The sequence below is a fragment of the Microbulbifer sp. HZ11 genome, from assembly GCF_000708675.1.
GTDB lineage: Bacteria > Pseudomonadota > Gammaproteobacteria > Pseudomonadales > Cellvibrionaceae > Microbulbifer.
Genome location: NZ_JELR01000002.1, coordinates 1,173,342 through 1,191,982, shown reverse-complemented (window position 1 = coordinate 1,191,982; position 18,641 = coordinate 1,173,342). Strand labels below are relative to the sequence as shown.

The 18,641-nt window shown below is 57.4% G+C and carries 14 protein-coding genes; 10 read left to right on the top strand and 4 right to left on the bottom strand.

Annotated elements, in window-relative coordinates:
• Positions 1 to 13 precede the first annotated feature (13 nt).
• The 7 genes from hflK (at position 14) to AU11_RS12560 (ending at position 7,340) form a co-directional block, all read left to right on the top strand.
• A complete protein-coding gene (hflK, locus tag AU11_RS12590) occupies positions 14 to 1,165 on the top strand; it encodes an FtsH protease activity modulator HflK (RefSeq protein ID WP_043319695.1) in 1,152 nt (383 codons plus the stop codon).
• A gap of 11 nt (positions 1,166 to 1,176) precedes the next feature.
• Positions 1,177 to 2,052, top strand: a complete 876-nt coding sequence (gene hflC, locus AU11_RS12585; protein WP_043319694.1) for a protease modulator HflC — start codon at positions 1,177 to 1,179, stop codon at positions 2,050 to 2,052.
• Between the two features lie 134 nt (positions 2,053 to 2,186).
• Positions 2,187 to 2,372, top strand: a complete 186-nt coding sequence (locus AU11_RS12580; RefSeq protein ID WP_043319693.1) for a DUF2065 domain-containing protein — start codon at positions 2,187 to 2,189, stop codon at positions 2,370 to 2,372.
• A gap of 64 nt (positions 2,373 to 2,436) precedes the next feature.
• Positions 2,437 to 3,627 (top strand): ATP phosphoribosyltransferase regulatory subunit, encoded by a 1,191-nt coding sequence (locus AU11_RS12575; protein ID WP_043319692.1) that lies wholly within the window; start codon positions 2,437 to 2,439, stop codon positions 3,625 to 3,627.
• Positions 3,628 to 3,760: 133 nt separating this feature from the next.
• On the top strand, positions 3,761 to 5,083 hold the full coding sequence (locus tag AU11_RS12570) for an adenylosuccinate synthase (RefSeq protein WP_043319691.1): 1,323 nt from the start codon (positions 3,761 to 3,763) through the stop codon (positions 5,081 to 5,083).
• 173 nt (positions 5,084 to 5,256) lie between these two features.
• Positions 5,257 to 5,925, top strand: a complete 669-nt coding sequence (locus AU11_RS12565; protein ID WP_043319690.1) for a hemolysin III family protein — start codon at positions 5,257 to 5,259, stop codon at positions 5,923 to 5,925.
• Positions 5,926 to 6,113: 188 nt separating this feature from the next.
• Entirely contained in the window at positions 6,114 to 7,340 is a 1,227-nt protein-coding gene (locus AU11_RS12560; protein ID WP_043319689.1) for a lytic murein transglycosylase, read from the top strand.
• A gap of 199 nt (positions 7,341 to 7,539) precedes the next feature.
• On the opposite strand, the gene AU11_RS12555 is transcribed toward AU11_RS12560, so the two are convergent.
• Complete coding sequence (locus AU11_RS12555; protein ID WP_043319688.1) at positions 7,540 to 8,568, bottom strand: succinylglutamate desuccinylase/aspartoacylase family protein; 1,029 nt, start codon at positions 8,566 to 8,568, stop codon at positions 7,540 to 7,542.
• Positions 8,569 to 8,742: 174 nt separating this feature from the next.
• Here AU11_RS12555 and AU11_RS12550 point away from each other — a divergent pair, with 174 nt between their 5' ends.
• Positions 8,743 to 9,939 carry a multidrug effflux MFS transporter gene (locus AU11_RS12550; RefSeq protein ID WP_043319687.1) on the top strand — a complete coding sequence of 399 codons (1,197 nt, stop codon included), beginning with the start codon at positions 8,743 to 8,745 and terminating at the stop codon, positions 9,937 to 9,939.
• A gap of 60 nt (positions 9,940 to 9,999) precedes the next feature.
• Here the strand turns inward: AU11_RS12550 and AU11_RS17810 are convergent, their stop codons facing one another.
• From AU11_RS17810 to AU11_RS12535, 3 genes are all read right to left on the bottom strand, one after another.
• Entirely contained in the window at positions 10,000 to 11,448 is a 1,449-nt protein-coding gene (locus tag AU11_RS17810; protein WP_051687235.1) for a lytic polysaccharide monooxygenase, read from the bottom strand.
• A gap of 193 nt (positions 11,449 to 11,641) precedes the next feature.
• Positions 11,642 to 15,079 (bottom strand): DUF6531 domain-containing protein, encoded by a 3,438-nt coding sequence (locus AU11_RS12540; protein WP_043319686.1) that lies wholly within the window; start codon positions 15,077 to 15,079, stop codon positions 11,642 to 11,644.
• Positions 15,080 to 15,137: 58 nt separating this feature from the next.
• Positions 15,138 to 16,010: a Stp1/IreP family PP2C-type Ser/Thr phosphatase gene (locus AU11_RS12535; RefSeq protein ID WP_043319685.1), complete on the bottom strand. Its 873-nt coding sequence runs from the start codon at positions 16,008 to 16,010 to the stop codon at positions 15,138 to 15,140.
• 221 nt (positions 16,011 to 16,231) lie between these two features.
• On the opposite strand from AU11_RS12535, the gene AU11_RS12530 reads away from it, so the two are divergent.
• Together AU11_RS12530 and AU11_RS12525 are read left to right on the top strand one after the other, a co-directional pair.
• Positions 16,232 to 17,059, top strand: a complete 828-nt coding sequence (locus AU11_RS12530; protein WP_231491894.1) for a transposase — start codon at positions 16,232 to 16,234, stop codon at positions 17,057 to 17,059.
• Entirely contained in the window at positions 17,056 to 18,588 is a 1,533-nt protein-coding gene (locus AU11_RS12525; protein WP_081848098.1) for a type VI secretion system contractile sheath domain-containing protein, read from the top strand. Before AU11_RS12530 ends, AU11_RS12525 begins: the two co-directional genes overlap by 4 nt.
• Positions 18,589 to 18,641: the final 53 nt, after the last annotated feature.

Here is an 18,641-nt window from a genome sequence, read left to right as displayed (position 1 = left end):
TTGGAGTTGATAAATGGCCTGGAACGAACCGGGTGGTAATAACAAGGACCCTTGGGGTGGCGGCAATCGCAACAACGATGGCCCGCCGGATCTGGATGAAGTGCTGCGTAAGATGCAGCAGAAGCTGAACGGCCTGTTCGGCGGCAAACCTTCCGGGGACGACGGTCGTCCCGGTGGCAGTGCCAGCTTCCCGTGGTCACTGGTACTGATTGTACTGGCCGTGGTCTACGGCCTGTGGGGTTTCTACCAGGTGGATGCGAATGAATCTGCGGTGGTCTTGCGCCTGGGTAAATACCACAGCACCGAAACCGCCGGTCTGCACTGGAACCCGCCGCTGATTGATAATGTCACCAAGGTCAACATGACCGAGGTGCGTACCGAGCGCACCAATGGTCAGATGCTCACCGAAGACGCGAGTATTGTCGATGTGGTGCTGCAGGTGCAGTGGCATATCGACGACGCCGAATCCTTCGTGCTGCGTGGAGCGGACCCGCTGAAAAGCCTGCAGGAAGCCACCGACAGCGCCCTGCGCCACGTGGTGGGTTCGCAGACTCTGAACGGGGTTATCTCCCAGAATCGTACTCAGGTGGCCGCCGACACCCAGGCGCGCCTGCAGGATTACCTGGATCTGTATAAAACCGGTATTCGCGTCGATGTGGTCAACCTCACCGATGCCAAGGCACCGCGGGAAGTGCAGGACGCGTTTGATGATGTGGTGCGTGCCCGCGAAGACGAGGTGCGCCTGCAGAATGAAGCCCAGGCCTATGCCAATCAGGTGATCCCGGTAGCTCGCGGTCAGGCCCAGCGGATGCTGGAAGAAGCGGAAGCCTACAAGTCCCGTGTGGTGGAAAGCGCCCGTGGTGAGGCTTCCCGTTTTACCGCGCTGTTGGCTGAATTCGAGCGTGCGCCGGAGGTGACTCGCGAGCGTATGTATCTGGACGCGGTGCAGGAAGTGATGCAGAACACCTCCAAAGTGATGGTGGATGTCGAGGGTGGCAACAATATGATGTACCTGCCACTGGACAAGCTGGCCGAAGGTAGCGCCACCAGTGCCAGCCAGCGTCCGCAGATCTCTCCCCAGGTGATCGACGAGATCTCCCAGCGGGTAATCAACCAGTTGCGCACTGAAGTGGCCAACAGCCGCCGCAGCCGTGAAGTGCGATAAGGAGAGAAACCATGAATAGCAACAAGTCTCTTTTTGTTATCGCCCTGGTGCTGCTGGCCGTGCTCGCGGTTTCCAGTAGTGCGTTTGTGGTAAAAGAAACCGAGAAGGCCGTATTACTGCGCTTCGGTGAAGTGGTGCGCACGGACTATAAGCCGGGCCTGTATTTCAAGATTCCACTGGTGAACGAGCTGCGCAAGTTCGATGCCCGTATCCAGACTGTGGACTCGCAACCGGTGCGGATGCTGAACAGCGAAAACAAGTTCATGATGGTGGACTCCTACGCGAAGTTCCGTATTGTTGATGTGGGTCGCTTTTACGTCGCAACGCGCGGCGATGAGCGCAACGCGGTGCGACTGCTGGCAGAGCAGATCAATAACCGCCTGCGTAACCAGTTTGGTGTGCGGGATCTGCACGAGGTGGTCAGTGGTGAGCGCGATGAGTTGATGGGCGATATCACGCGAAACCTGAACCAGACCGCGCAGAAAGATCTGGGTGTGGAAATCGTTGATGTGCGCGTCAAGCGCATCGACCTGCCACCGGAAGTGTCCGAGTCGGTATTCCAGCGTATGCGCGCCGGCCGTGAGCTGGAAGCCCGGGATCACCGTGCGAAAGGTCAGGAAGCTAGCGAGCGCATCCGCGCCAATGCCGACCGACAGAAGGTGGTGATTGAGTCGGAAGCCTACCGCAAGGCGGAAGAGTTGCGTGGTGAAGGGGATGCGGAAGCGGCCAAGATTTACGCCCAGGCCTTCAGCAAGGATCCGGAGTTCTATCGCTTCTCCCGCAGCCTTACCGCCTACAAGGAGTCCTTCAAGGACAAGAGCGACATTCTGCTGGTGGAGCCGGACAGCGAGTTCTTCCGTTACCTGAAGGATTCTTCAGGTAAGTAACGGCTATTTAGTGGCCACGGTGGTGGCCACACTTCCACAAATTAGTGGTAAAATCCTCGAAACCGGGCCGGCGCCCGGTTTTTTTGTGCCGGCCTGTTTGCTGGAATTGTAGGAACGCTGCTGGAGCCGCTACCGTGTGGGACGAGCTGGTCCGGGCCATTGGCCTGGTGCTGATCATCGAAGGCATATTGCCTTTTCTCTACCCCAAGCGCTGGCGCGCACTGGTGCAGCAGCTGGCATCTGTGGATAATCGCAGCCTGCGCACGGCGGGGCTGGTATCCATGCTCGCCGGCACAGCCCTGCTGATGCTCTTTGCATGATCTCCAGGACTGAGAATTCTTCCGGCCACTGCGGCCGCACTGTTAACTGTCGAATGCCCACATCATGACCCAAGCCGAACGCTGGATGCTACCGGATGGCATCGCCGAGATTTTGCCCGCGGACGCCAAGCGGGTGGAAACCCTGCGCAGAGATCTGCTGGACCTGTACCACCGCTGGGGCTACGAGATGATCATCCCACCGATGGTGGAATTCACCGATTCTCTGCTGATTGGTATGGGCCGCGATGTGGACCTGAGCACTTTCCGGGTGACCGACCAGTTGTCCGGGCGCAGCCTGGGCATCCGCGCGGATATCACCCCCCAGGCCGCGCGTATCGATTCCCACAGTTTCCCCAGAAGCGGTGCCAACCGCCTGTGTTACGCCGGCCAGGTGCTCTACACCCGACCGCGTGCGCCCATGGGCCCGCGGGCACCGATTCAGATTGGCGCTGAGCTGTACGGCGTCGAGAGTCTGCAGGGGGACATCGAGGTCATCAGCCTGATGGTGGAGACCCTGCGCACCGCGGGAATTCGCGAGATCCACCTGGATCTCGGCCATGTGGCAATTTTCCGCAGCCTGGCGGACGCCGCGCAGCTGAACGCGGATCAGCAGAGTGCACTGACCACGCTGTTACAGAGCAAGGCGGTGGCAGATATCGAGCGCTGGGTGGAAGCGAACATTGAAAACGCCCAAGCGGCGAAATGGCTGCGTAGTCTGCCTCGCCTTGCCGGGGGCAGTGAATGCCTGTCCCGCGCCAGCGAACTGTTTGCGGGCGGCCCCAAAGCACTGCTCAATGCGCTGGATGAATTACAGCGGGTGGCGGATGCGATCGCACGCCGTTATCCGCAGGTTGAGTTGTTTTTTGATCTCGGCGAAATGCGCGGTTACGACTACGAAACCGGGCTGGTTTTCGCCGCTTACTCTCCCGGCCATGGTCAGGCACTGGCCAATGGTGGCCGCTACAACGGCATCGGCGCCGTGTTTGGTCGCGACCGGGCGGCCACCGGCTTCAGTACCGACTTGGTAGCGATCAATACCCTGGGACAGAGCGCCAGTGACGAAGCCGGCGCTATCCTGGCTCCGGCCAGTGACAGTGAGCAGCTTTGGCAACTGATTGCCAGCCTGCGTGGGGATGGTGAGATAGTCATCAGCGCGATGCCCGAGGAGGGCAGCGACGATACCGAGACCCTGGCACGCTGCGACCGCGAACTGGTGCGCGAGGGCGACCAGTGGGTGGTGAAGGCGCGGGATTGAACCCTAAGCTATCCGATTGAATCGGACTTTTTATCGCAGTTTGTGTATTGCACTTGTTGGCCGCAGGACGGGCGCGGCCAGCAAATCCCTTCCGCCCGTCTAACGTTGAACTGACGACACGAGATTTACGCACATGGGCAAGAACGTAGTGGTGCTGGGCACCCAGTGGGGCGACGAAGGCAAGGGCAAGATTGTCGATCTGTTGACCGAGAAAGTCGCACTGGTAGTCCGCTTTCAGGGCGGTCACAACGCCGGCCACACCCTGGTGATCAATGGTGAGAAGACCGTACTGCACCTGATCCCTTCCGGTGTTCTGCGCCCGGACGTCACCTGCCTGATCGGTAACGGCGTGGTGCTGTCCCCGGAAGCCCTTGAGAAGGAAATGGGTGAGCTGGAAGCCGCTGGCGTTCCCGTACGCAAGCGCCTGCGTCTGTCGCCCGCCTGCCCGCTGATTCTGCCGGTGCACGTGGCCCTGGATCAGGCCCGCGAGAAAGCCCGAGGCGCCAAGGCCATCGGCACCACCGGTCGCGGCATCGGCCCGGCCTATGAAGACAAGGTCGCGCGTCGCGGTCTGCGTCTCGGCGATCTGTGCAATTGGGATAACTTCTGCGCGCAACTGAAAGAGTTGCTGGAATACCACAACTTCGCTCTGACCGAGTACTACAAGGCTGACCCGGTGAGCTATGAGGAAACCCTCAAGCTGGCGGAAACCTGGCGCAAGGACCTGGTGCCGATGATCGCGGATGTGGCGGATATCCTGCACAACGCCCGCGAAAATGGCGAGCACATCCTGTTCGAGGGTGCCCAGGGTTCCCTGCTGGATATCGATCACGGCACTTATCCGTATGTGACCTCTTCCAACACCACCGCCGGCGGTACCGCCACCGGCTCCGGTTTCGGCCCCCTGTACCTGGACTATGTACTGGGTATCACCAAGGCCTACACCACCCGTGTGGGCGGCGGTCCTTTCCCCACCGAGCTGGGCTGTGATGTGGGCCGACACCTGGGTGAAAAAGGCCACGAATTCGGTGCCACCACCGGCCGCCAACGCCGTACCGGCTGGTTCGATGCGGTAGCCGTGCGCCATGCGATCCGCATCAACAGCATCTCCGGCCTGTGTCTGACCAAGCTGGACGTGCTGGATGGCCTGGAAGAAGTGAAGATCTGTGTGGGCTACCGCAACAGCGCCGGCGAAGATGTGCCTGTACCGTTTGATGCCACAGGCTGGGAAGGCGTGGAGCCGGTGTACGAATCCATGCCCGGCTGGAGCGAAACCACCTTTGGCGTCGCCCGCGAAGCGGAGCTACCCAAGGCGGCCCGCGACTACATCGCGCGTATCGAAGAGCTGGTGGGTGCGCCCATCGATATCATCTCCACCGGTCCGGACCGCGTGCAGACTATTGTGCGCGAGTCCTCTGCCCTGTGCGAAATGGGCATTCACAACGCCAGCGTGTGATATCGCATAATTGAAGCCTAATGAGACCGGCGGTACCCGCCGGTCTCAAACAGCGCTTGCCTCATCCAGTGCATTTTCCGATCATGAGACCGCAATTAAATTTGTAGTCACATTTCTCTGCCATACTGGCAGGCAAACCTGGTCCACGGAAAACCGCACTACGGGTAAGCGCCATGTCCAATAGCCTGACCGCCAAGGTCGCCACTCGCTACAGCTTTGCCGAAGAAATCGCCAACAGCATCACCCACGGGGTGGGCGCGTTACTGGCTATTGCCGGGCTGGGGGTACTGTGTGCCTTTGCGGCACTGCGCGGAGATGCCTGGCATATTGTCAGCAGTAGTATCTACGCGGCGACTCTGATCCTGTGCTTCTCCGCCTCCACGCTGTATCACAGTGTCACGCACCCCACCGCCAAGCAGGTGCTGCGCACGCTGGACCACTCGGCAATTTTTCTGTTGATAGCGGGCACTTACACACCTTTTACCCTGGTTACCCTGCGCGGGCCCTGGGGATGGTCCCTGTTCGGGGTGATCTGGGGGTTGGCGTTGATCGGCCTGATTATTCAGTTCACGCCGCTGAAAAAAATTCGCGCTCTGTCGATTACCCTGAGTGCGCTGATGGGCTGGGTGGTGATTGCGGCGATCAAGCCGCTGATGGATAACCTGGCGCCCGGTGGCCTGTTGCTGCTGGTGCTGGGCGGCCTCTGTTACACCGGCGGTATCGCGTTTTACCTGTGGCGCAGCCTGCGCTTCCACCACGCCATCTGGCATCTGTTTGTGCTGGCGGGCGGCGTGCTGCATTTCTTTGCGGTGCTGTTCTACGTGATCCCTCCGGCGAGCTAGCCGTTTCCTCTAATTGATTAGAGCCTTCAGCGTATAGAGCAGAGCTTTAGCGTGCCTAGCTGAGCCCTCAGCACGTGGAATATAGTGTCGGGCCAGTCACAGCCTGAGTGACTGGCGTCAATCCTCCCTTTCCGTTGCCTGTCTTCCGTTCTACCCTTGTGCGAGCTGTTATTTGCCAAGGAGCTGTTATGGGCCAGGTTGCCTTTTTCCCGGTGCGTCGTGCCGGTCTTGTTTCCATTCTGTTTGCTTTTTTCTGTGCACTTCCCATGTTCGCGGGGGCTGCGGCCGATCCGGGCTTTGAAAAGTGGAAAAAAGAGTTCCGCGCGAAAGCGATGAAAGAAGGGATCACCGCGGAGACGTTTGATCGCGCTTTCAAGGGTATCGACTCTCCGGACCAGTGGGTGCTGGACAAGGCCAGCTACCAGCCGGAGTTCAAGGCACCGGTGTGGCAGTACTTCGACAACCGCATCACCAAGTTTGCGGTGCAGCGCGGTAAGGCGAAAAAGAAGGAGCTAAAGCCGTGGCTGGACAAGATCGAGCAGCAGTCCGGTGTGAACCCGAATATCCTGCTGGCGATCTGGTCGATGGAATCGAGCTTTGGGGCGATTCTGGACAACAAGACGGTGATGCGCAGTGTGGTGCGTTCGCTGGCGACGCTGGCCTATGCGGACCCGAAGCGTAAGAAGTTCGGCACCAGTCAGCTGTTGGCGGCGCTTAAAATTTTACAGAGTGGTGATATCGATGAGAGTCACCTGACCGGCTCCTGGGCGGGTGCGATGGGGCATACGCAGTTTATTCCTACCAGTTACCAGGCTTATGCGGTGGATATGGATGGCGACGGTAAGCGCGACATTTGGAATTCGGTGCCGGATGCGTTGGCGACGGCGGCGAATCTATTGAAGAAAAATGGTTGGGTCAGCGGGCAGACCTGGGGTTATGAGGTGACGATTCCGGAACGCAAGCTTCCTGGTGGAAAGCTGAAGATTTCGGAGTGGGAGAAGCTGGGTGTCAAGCGTGTTGGCGGCAAGAGTTTTCCACGCCCGGATGATATGGCGGAACTGAAGGTGCTGGCGGGCCGCAAGGGGCCGGCGTTCCTGATGCTGAAGAATTTCTTTGTGATCAAGCGCTACAATAATTCGGATCGCTATGCGGCGGCGGTGGGTATTCTGGCGGATCAGATTGGTGGTGCGGCACCGCTGAGTAAAGACTGGAAGCGTCCGTTTACCAAGCTGGAGGCCGATGAGGTAATGGAGCTGCAGACCAAGCTGAAGGAGAAGGGCTTCTACGATGGGGAGATCGACGGCAAGGCCGGTGGTGGTACCCGCAAGGCGATTCTGAAGTTTGAGGAAGAGGCTGGGGTTGAGTTGCAGGGCTTCCCGAGCAAAGAGGTTTTGGAGCTCCTGCGTAAAAACTGAGAATAGTGGTCCTGTTTGATCTCTCCCGGTGGCGGAAAGCTACCGGGTGGGAATTTTCAGGACCGAGCTAGGCGCCCCCCTGTGAACCCATCCCTGGGCGCTGCGGCGCAAACATCCTGTTTGCGACGCTCCTGAAAATTCCCACCCGCCATCTTTCCTTCTCATCAGGTTTTGAACTTCGTTAGGAACGAAGGAACACCTAGAAATTCTCTTCCGGTAGCAGCGTATCCTGCAATAACTCCAGATTTTCCAGTACCTCATTCGGCTCCTGAAAATAAGCCACGTGGTACATCGCCTCACCTTCCTGCACCAACGGAATATTCTGCTTTCCGATAATGATGCCATCGGCATCCGCCAGTACCTTGTCCAGTTCGTTGCCGTATAGATCGGCAATGGTGGCGAGGATTTCTCCTTTTTTTACGTGATCCCCAAGCTGTTTTTTGTGGTTGACGATGCCGCTGTCGCCGGCGCGCAACCAGCCGCTGCGTCGGGCCACAAAGGGTTCGATGCCCTGGCGGCCGCGTTTGACCGGAATCATTTCCAGTTTGCGCATGACGTTGAGTACGCCGCGCACGCCGGCGCGGATGCAGAGTTCATCGAAGCGGAGGGCTTCGCCGGCTTCGTATAAGAGTATGCGTACGCCGAGGTCGGCGGCGGCCTGGCGCAGGGAGCCGTCTCGCAGTGTGGCATTCAGCAGGACCGGGACGCCGAAGGCGGCGGCCATTTCTCGGGTTTGTTGGTCGTCGAGGTTGGCGCGGATTTGGGGAAGGTTGCTGCGGTGGATGGCGCCGGTGTGGAGGTCGATACCGTAGTCGCATTTGGCGACGATTTCTTCGAGGAAGATGTGTGCCATGCGCGCGGCGAGGGAGCCGCGGGCGGAGCCGGGGAAGGAGCGGTTGAGGTCGCGGCGGTCGGGTAGGTAGCGGGACTGGTGCAGTACGCCGTAGACGTTGACCACGGGTACGGCGATCAGGGTGCCGCGCAGGGACTTGAGCGCTTTGCTATTGATCAGGCGGCTGATGATTTCGATGCCGTTCAGTTCGTCGCCGTGAATGGCGGCGCTGACGAACATGGTGGGGCCGGGTTTTTTGCCGCGATGTACGTAAACCGGGATGGCCATTTCGGTGTCGGTGTACAGGCGTACGATGGGCAGTTCGATTTTTTTGGTTTCGCCCCGGGCGACGGTGACACCGGCGATGACGAAGGGCTCTTGTGCGTTGTGTGGCATGGAATCGGGTTCGGTAAAAAATGACTTGTCGGTTATTGTAGTTGTGACCCTGCGATTGGTGGAAGTCAGTTCTTGTCGGTGACTATTTGGGCTTGGACTGACACAAACGGCTGTTAGAATCAGCGCAGGTTCGGGCATTCATTCGTCCGGCAATTTTTCCGGATATCGATATTTATGAAACCCGATTTATTGAAGATGGCACTGATCCTGGGCTTGCTCAGTTGCGTTGGACCATTTGCCATTGATATGTACCTGCCTGCCATGCCAGCGATGGCTGAGGATTATGGTGTGCCGGCGGCCGTGTCCCAGTACACGCTGATTTCCTTTTTTATCGCCTTCGGTGTCTGCCAGCTGTTTTACGGGCCGGCGGCGGATATGTTCGGGCGCAAGCCGCCACTGTATTTCGGCCTGGTGCTGTTTCTGTTCGCCTCCATCGGCTGTGCCCTGGCACCGACCATCGAGTGGCTGATCGCGCTGCGTTTTGTGCAGGGGGTGGGCGCGGCATCGGTAATGTCGATTCCGCGGGCGATCATTCGCGATCGTTACACCGGTACTGAGGCGACCCGCCTGATGACTACTGTGATGCTGGTGATTTCCATTTCGCCGATGCTGGCACCGCTGGCGGGCAGTCTGCTGATGGCGCCGTTCGGCTGGCCATCGGTGTTTTATGCGGTGGCGGCGGCAACGGTGGTCAGTCTGCTGTTGATCCGTTTCGCACTTCCGGAGACTCTGAGCGAGGAGAGTCGAGTGCCGCTCAAAGTCGGTGCCATGTTCGATGCGTTCAGGGTGCTGTTCCGGGATCCAACATTCATGGGGATGACCCTGATTGGCGGCATGGGTATGGCCAGCTTCTTCTCTTTCCTTTCTATCGCCGCGTTTTTGTATACGGACTACTACGGGCTGACACCGACTCAGTTCAGTCTTGCCTTTGCGCTGAATGCGCTGGGTTTTTTTGTGGCCAGCCAGTTTGCCGCGAATCTGTGTGAGCGGTTTGGCGGCGTCGCGGTGGTGAAGTGGGCGGTGAGCGGCTTTGCCCTGGTTGCCGGGTTTAATCTGATGCTGAACCTGGCGGGCGTGGATGACTTTGTGGTGCTGGTGGCTCTGCTGTTAATTGCCAACGCATTCCTGGGGCTGGTGGTACCGACCACCATGGTGCTGTCGCTGGATGATCACGGTCCCATTGCGGGAACGGCTGCGGCCCTTGGCGGCACTCTGCAGATGATGCTGGGCGCTGCGGCAATCGCTATTGTCAGTGCAGTGTTCGATGGTTCTCCGCTCACCCTGGTCGCAGCCATTGCTACCTGTGGAGGGATAGCGACGCTGTTGTTTATGTTTACGCTGCGTCAGTCGCCCCACTCTGTCGCAACCTGAGTTAGAAATTAAAAAGCCCGGCATTGCCGGGCTTTTTTGTGGATGGAAAGTTCGGGGTATTCAGAGTTGTGTCCAGGCGTCGGACCAGTTCGAGCCGCTACCGGGCGCATAGTGGTAGGCACTGTTGATATTGCACCATTGCCCCTCAGGGAAGGGGCGGCACAGATAGCGGTTGTTGTCGCTGCCGAGCACTATTGTTTCTCCGGGCACATAATTGCCGATGCCATCGGGATACACGTAATCGTAGTCGTCGCCACCGGTGGATTGCGGGTTGTGCTGAATATTGACGACAGCACTACTGCTCGCCTGCCCATCGTTTACGGTCAGCTGCACAGTGACTGTCTGAGCCTGTGTGGGTTCGCTCAGGCTCAGGGCCACATCCACACTGTCCGTACTGCTAAAGGTCGCTCCGTCGCCAGCAAGAAGGGTCCAGGCGTAGGTCAGCGGGTCGGAATCCGGGTCGCTCGACTGACTGGCGGACAGATTGATCACACCGGCACCAGTGAGGCTCTCCGGCGACAGGGTTATCACCGCAGTCGGGTCGCCGTTGCCTCCTGCCGGCTGGATATCCACCTCGTGGCTCAGGTTGAGATCCGCCTGGGTGTAGACGCGGTTTTCCGAGGCGCTCACTACCGGAGTGACAGTGTCGTTTGCCGGATCAAGCACGCCGATACGGGCATACTGGGACTGACTGTTGATGGCATTGGCAAAGTCAAAGGCCCAGTCGGCGGCACTGGCATCCTGGCCCAGGGTGTAGCCGACCGTTTCCAGATCATTGCCGCTACTGTTGAACAGGCGCAGGGTAACCTGACTGCCGGCTGCGAGATCCGAATAGGCTTGCAGCGCGCCCTCATCTGCCCATTGGCTCGGTGTGCCACCATCCCCAAGAATCACATCGGTACAGGTGTAGAAGGCCTCCGGGCTATCAGCCCGTTGCCAGGTCGTGTAAATCACGTGCTTACCGGTCAGCTGCGGCAGGGGGCAGTTGAGGGTATAGCGTTTGTCTGCCCCCACCGGCACATTGCCCAGCCGACAGAACTCAAACATGTCACTCCATTTCAGAGGCTCGGAGCCGGTGTAACCGGATCGGGTGATGTAAAACACCCAGTCATCGGTAGCGTGGGGTGCGGTGCCCCAGAAAATAAAGTCGAAAGTGCCATCGGCCTTTGGAGTAATCGGTGTGGCCTGCCAATCGCTGCGGGCCAGGTTCATGCCCGCATATTTACTGCGGCCACCGGCACAGAGCTCGCCATCTGGTACCAGTGCGCGGTGATTACCTGCGGCGTTGGCCTGATTGATTTCATTCCAGTCGTAAAAGGGTTGGGTGCCTCCCACCGCTTTGGCCGCTGCGCACGCCGGATCAGAGGGATTTTCGGGGTTATTGAGAAAACAGTTGTAGATACGACTCTCTGGTACCTCCATGGTGCCGTGACTATGGGCGTCGATTGCGGTCAGGGTAGTGAGTGTCAGTATCAGACTAGTGACTCCCTTGCGGGTGGTGTGATTCATTGCCATTTCCTTGAATTATTGTTGGTTGTCTCAAGTGCAAAGGTGCGGCTGTCACAGCTGCAGGCGGTAAATTCGCGCCGAGATGACAGCGTTGTCTTGCATGGCTCATGCTATAGGATCAGGCGAGCAGGCGAAGGCAAATGGGCGCCGACGGGTTTAGTGCGGCGACAGTGTCGCCGCAGTTTGTGAACCGTTACTCCGTAGTCCGCTCCGATGCGACGGGATGGGCGCGGTCGGAGCAGGCAATATCGTTGTTGGTTCGCCTGAGATAGGGTGGGTGCTGATAGCCAACGTCCAGAGGTGGCAGTGGCGGCTCATCAGGTAATTCCATGGCGGTAACATGGAAATAGTGGCCGTTGCGATAGATCAGACGGGTTTCCACATCAAAGATCCCTCGATGCCCCTGATAGCTGCCTGGGCACCATTCTGACGATTGCCCATCGAAGGTCCACAGTACGGGATCAGCCGTTGCTGCAGCGGTATTCTCGCCGAGCAGCGCGATCAGGTGGCCGTGCTGCTCGCTCAGGAAAAACTCTCTCTGCCCCTGGTCTGGACTGATACCGCATTGAGACGAGGGTGAAGCTTCGCTATCCAGAGACAGGCGTGCAACCGCGATTCCTTCGGTGGGATCATGCAGGTAGTGCGTGGCCCGGACAAGGGGGCCTACCTGGTGGCTCTCGTTCCAGAGGCCGGTGGCACACCAGTGACTGGCAACACGCCTTTGCCGGCGCGAGCGACGGTGGATGCTCGATTTGCTCAGCCGGCGACCAAACGGGTCGTAGCGCAACCAGGTTTTGAAGTCGCCACATTCGACACATTGCAGGAGTCCCCAGCCGTCGTACTGGTATTGGTAGCGGGCAATGCCATTGTCTGCCGCGCGCTGCTCAGAAATCAGGTTACCGCGGCTGTCCCATTGACCTTCTGTCGCTGCAGGGGCTGCAATCAGTGCTGCCGTAAAGCCGGTTGCGGATTTAGTGCGTTTCCACAGCGGCGCCTCGTTTCTGTGAATACTGACAAGTATGCCATTCTGGTAGCTGTGCTGCAGTTGATGGTTGCCCAGAGAAATAATTTTTCCCGTGAGAAGGTCCCCACTACGTTGTGCATCAATGCGCAGCACCATAGAGCCATTGGCATCAATACCATAGAGGCTGCCCGCGGCGGAAAACGTATAGGCAATATTCAGCTGATCGGAGGCGGAGCGTTTGAGCCATCCACGTTTGTCGTGACTGTGATTCACGCTAAGGCTGTTGTCACCAACAGAGCCTTGATTTCCGTCGCCGGCTTCGCTGTTGAGATCCTGGTGCTCGGCAACGAGCAGACCCCGAGCATCGTATCGGTAGCGTAGAGTGCAATGCTCATTGGCAGCCTGAACCAGTTGGCCCAGTGTATCGAAATGAAAACTGCACAGTTGACCGCTGTTATTGCGGATCTGGGCCAACTGACCCTGATCGTTATAATGTAGATACCAGTGGCTGTCGCTGTCGTGAAACTCAGAGAGACGGCCACACTGATCGTACAGCCACTCCCTTTGTGTATCTTTTCCTGTACCGAAAGCTGTCAGTTGTCCGTGACCGTTGTAGTGCCAGGAGTAGTAGATTGGACTGTGGGTACTGCACTCGATCTGGAGCGAGGTTAGATGACCGCGCAGCGTATAGTTGAGGCTCTGGCGATTACCCGCACAGTCCTGCAGGTGGCGAACCCGGCTATAGCCATCGTACTGCCACTGCAGCAGTGGTTCGTCATTTGCGTGAATCCCACACAGGCGACCGTATTCGTCGCGACTGAGTAAATAAGAGTGCTGAGCAACCGAGGCTTCGCTGAGTTTTCCATCGCTATGGTATTGCCAGCTTCTCGGCGCTATTTCAGAACCTTTACAGGCAGTAATACGACCTGCTGTATCGTACTCCCAGCTGTAGACATCGTCACCACGGCTCAGGCGGACGAGTTGCCCGTGGGCATCCCAGTCGAGACAAAGTACACCGCCTTCGGGGTCGGTTAGCCGGCGAAGCTGGCCTCGATCGTCATGTTCGCATTGCCAGCAGTGTCCAGCTGGATCCACAACTTCTTTCGGGTAACTGTTACCGTTCTGGTAGCGATAATGCCAGTGCTGGACGTTACAGGGTGTATCCGTGCTGTTGCCGGAAGATTGATTTGGGTTTTCAAAAATCGACCCCGCCGCGATAAGGCGACCGTTCTCGTCGTAAATGTATCGGTGGGTCAAGTCACCACAGGTCCGGCGCAGCAGCCGACCAAAGGTATCGTGGCGAAATAATGTTTCGACGCCTTGTTGGTCCACATGCCGACACAGGTTACGGTAATGATCATAGCGTCGGGTAGAAGTACGTGTACCCTGGCGGATCTCTAGCAGATCGCCTCGCTTATCAAACTGCCAGTGCAGGTCGTGTTGGTCCGGAGTGGATAGGGTGCAGTTCAGCCTGCCGTTGTAAGTACCGGTTTTCCATCGCAGCCGGTAGTACATCGAGGGCGCAGACGCCTGTCCCTGGACTTCCGGACATGATTGTCCCGCGGGCGTCGGGTCTTCGAGTACGCGAATGTGGTCGACCCGCTGCAGCGAATCATAGTTCAGCAAAATGTGGCCCAGTGTCAGGCTGGTAATACTGGCCATCATCCCGTCATCATAAAAGCCATAACGTTCCTGCTGCTGGCTGTTGCGGCAATCGTTGAGCCGGCCTGATGCATCAAAACCGTATTCACACAGGTGCGATGCATCGCCCTGGGAATGGTTAATTCGCACCAATTTTCCCTCTTGATAATCAAGCTCAAGAGTGCGACCCCATGACGTCACAACTTTTACCGGTTTTCCATCCCGATAATCCACACTCAGTGTATTGCCACTGGTATCGCGCATTTCACTGAGAGGGACAGAGACTCCGGTTCCGTCAGCACGAAATACTTTGTCTGGTTGGTCGAAAGAGATCAGACGGAAACTGTGCAGGCTCTGGCGTAAGAGAAAAAGGCGCTCGCAACGATTAAAGCAACCGTGACCAATCGCGGGAAGGTCAAAAACGATTACGCGGCCTTCCGCTGTATGTAGCAATACTTTTTTTTCGACGCCGCCCTGAGGATCGGGCAACTGCAGGCTTTCGCTCAAACTATGGCGCCAGCCAGGGCCAAGGCCGCAATCAGCGTACTCATCCTCATCCTTCAGAAGTGATTGGCGATAAAAGCGTTGCCACCGAAAGAAAAAGGGGCCGGACAGCTCAAAATCCGTGCGTGAGAAAGCCAGCTCTCCGTTACTGGCGATGACATGCCCTGCCACTTGTTGGCATCGCGGCAGCTCGGGTAACAGATCGCCCGCGCGGTTGTAGCCCGGGTAATTACAAAAATTTACTGGCACCGAGGCCGGCGTAAAAATCTGTGGGGGGCGTTGCGCGGTTACGATGCTGTAGGTGTTCGCATTAATAGTTGGTAGCGTCGGCCAGATATCTGCGGGAAAACGGCTGCCAACAGGCTCAAATTGCGGCGCGAAAGATAGATCGCTATTCTCGCGGACGGTGGACTCAAACCATTTGCAAATTGCTATGGCGTCAGCCGATGAGCAGGGCATTTTGTGCGGGTGCAATTTGGCGAGGGTCGAGGGGATAAACTCGACCAGACGATCCGGTGTCATGTCGCGTACTCGGGATAGGTTTGGCAGGAATTTTGTGTAGTTAGAAAGATTCGCAACGTTAACGCTGTGATTTTCGCACAGTAATATCCTCTTCCACCTTAACCTTGGGTTGCAGGGTGATCGGGTCACCGGAAAATTCCACCACGGCATCGGTGCGATGGCAGAATTCGATTATTCCAGCACTGATATTGTCGCGTCCTCCGCACTGGTTTGCATCGTCGATGAAGTGGTAGACGCTTTCCAGTGCCGGGCGGTATGTGGCCAGCACCCGCTCGATAGTATGGTCGTCCAGATATTCGGTAAGGCCGTCGCTGCAGAGCAGCAACAGCGCGCTTTCCTTCAGCGTCCAGCTATTGACTGTTGCCTCTACTGGTTCGGAAATTCCCAGTGCGCGGGTTATATGATTTCTTACTTGGGACGATTGTGCCTGTTCTGCGGTCAGCTGCCCGGAGTCAATCATTTCCTGTACAACACTGTGATCTTTGGTCAGACGTTGCAGGCCATAGTTGTTCCAGAGGTAAGCGCGCGAATCACCAATGTGTGCAACGATCAGAAAGTCTCGCCAGATAGCGGCCACCACCAGCGTGGTACCCATCTGAGAAAATTGCGGGCGCGATTGTTTTGTGTGAAGTATCTCCCGATTCGCCACACCAATACCTTCAACCAGCGTGGCGCGTAACATCAACTGTTGTTGTGCGGGAGAGCATGACAGGAAGGTCGAATTCAACAGGCCCTCGAACTGGTTCTGCAGGGTATCTGCGGCGATACGGCTGGCTGTAGCCCCGCCGCTGTATCCGCCCATACCATCAGCCACCACCACATAGGCAAACGGGTGGTCGGGGCTACTGTGACAGCGAATGCTGTCTTCGTTTTCTTCCCGCACCTGTCCGATATCGGTGCGGCCATTGACTGCCAGCCTGATTGGCTCCATGTCAGTCACAGCTCCATGACAATTTCCTGAAAGTAGCGGAACCGAAACCCATGCAGCGGTTCCCTCTCCATGACTTTCTTCCGTTTTAGCGCAGCAATGTTAACTTGCTTGTGCATCAGGTTTGAATTTTTTTTCAATCATTTGCCATAATGCCAACCCCTTCCGCTTAGTGGATGCGCAGTTGGTACGCCTGTGCAAGTTAAAAAGGATTTTTTGGCACGATGCCCCGTCTTCCGAGACTTAATCTAATCGACATTCCGCAACATATTGTGCAGGTGGGCCACAATAACCTGCCGTGCTTTTTTGACGATGAAGATTACCAGTTTTATCTGGATAGTCTGCGCAATGCCGCGGATCAGTACCGGGTCGATGTACATGCGTATGTGCTGCTGCCTAATATGATCCAGATCATTGCGACGCCAAGAGTGCCGGAAGGTATTCCATCCATGATGCAATCTCTCGGGCGTCGTTATGTACAGTTTATCAATCACCGTTACCGTCGCTCCGGAACGCTCTGGGCCGGGCGCTACAAATCCAGCCTGATCGACTCTGATGCCTACCTGCTGACCTGCTATCGCTACGTGGAGTCACGGCCGATCTATCTGGGGTTGGCTGACTCGATGGCTGACTACGCCTGGTCCAGTTTTCAGCATCACGCCAATCTCGCGCTCAGCACGGTCATCAAGGATCACCGCTTGTATATGGCCCTGGGGGATACTGCTGCTGCGCGCGCGGATGCGTATAGAGAGCTTTTTCGCTACCGCTTCGACAGGCGCCTGCTTGAGTATATTGCGGAGACCATCAAGCTCGGGCAGATCCTTGGTGGCGACGTATTCAAAGACAAGATTGAGCAGATTTCCAATCAGCGAGTGCGGCCGCTTAAGCGCGGGCGTCCACGCAAATCTGCGGAGAAAAAATCGGTAGCCAAGCCCGCGGTCAAGGGGCACGACAAATCGTCATCTGGTAATCAAGCGGTCAAAACCCTTTGTGATGCTTCGAATGAAAGCGCGACGGATAAACACACCACCACCCTGGAGACAGGAGTATGAGTAGAGCGAGCATGCAAACCGGCGCTGCCATTTTTTCCCCAGGGAAGGAGTCCGGAAATAATCGCAATCGGCACCATGGTGCCACTTACAGGGTGGCAATCGTCGGCGATTTCAGTGGTCGCAGCAGTCGCTCGGTAAGCGAGCCCGACACTCTGGCGCAGCGCCAGGCATTTCGGCTGGGGAAGGATAATTTCGAGCAGCTGTTCGAACGACTTCAGGTGGGAATCAGAATTCCGGGTATGGATGATCCATTACAGTTACTGGAATTTGACGATCTGCATCCGGATTTTCTGTATCAGCGTGTACCACTGTTCAAGCAGTTCATTGAACTCGAAAAGCAGCTGTTGAGTGCGAAAGGTTATGCCAGTGCCGTGGATGAAATCCGGCAATGGGGTACGGAAGTCCCGTCTCCTGGTGCTGGTGCATCCGCCCCGACGAGTTTAGAGGCCTGTGATGGCGGGCAATCCATGCTAGACCGGATACTCTCCGGTGAGCACTATCAGGCTGTGTATCAGGAGCATGTGCGTAATTCGGCGGCGGGGCAGGTTGACCTGTTGATTAAGGATATCGTCGCGCCCTATATGCAGAAAAAGCCCGATAAAAATCAGGCTGCGTATCTTGATGCGGTGACTGAGGCGGCCTCAGAAGCCATGCGAAAAATCATGCACCACAGTGATTTCCGCCAACTGGAGGCCAGTTGGCGAAGCCTGCACATGTTGCTGCGCCGGCTGGAAGATCACCCGGGGCTGGAGTTGCATCTACTCGATATCAGCAAGGAAGAAATACTTGCCGACCTTGCCCGCGCCCAGGATGATCTTGAAGAGGCCGGGATATTCAAGTGCCTTGTAGAGCGGCACACCGTTGCAGGAAGTAAACCCTACGACCTGGTTGTGGGAGATTTTTTCGTCTCTGACGAAGAGAGAGACCTGCACATGTTGATTGATCTGGCGACGATCGCTGAGGCAGCGGGTAGCACATTACTGCTGGGTGGCGATTGTCGACTGGCCGGCTGCCCGAGCATGGCAGGTTCCATGGATCCTGATGACTGGTGTTATCCGCTGTCGGAGGCGTTTTCCGATGGTTGGCGGGCACTGCGTGCCTACCCCGCCTGTGAGCACGTCGCGTTGGCCGCACCGCGCTTTCTTCTGCGCATGCCGTTTGGTGCCGACGCCTCCCGCACGGAGACCTTTGCGTTCGAAGAGCTGAGTCCGGAGCTTGGCCACCGGTATTACCTGTGGGGTAACAGTGCTTACCTGCTAGCGCTGTCGATCTGTTCTGCGTTTTCGGCCCAAGGTGCGCCCACCGCAGTGCCCGCCGACCAGTACACCGGGTTGCCTGTGCATCTGCGTAAGTTGCCACACGGTGAATGGCTCACTCCCTGTGCGGAGGCCTGGATGACCGATAGGGCGGCCGCACGATTCACTGCGGCCGGCTTGAGCGCGCTGCGATCTGTACAGGGGCGTGATGAAATCCTATTGCCACGACTGCAGTCACTGGCGGGTACCGCTCTGCGAGGCGCTTGGCAATGATACCTGGTCTGTTCTGTGCTGGTTTTGCCGCGCACCTTTCCGCTGGCATTCCT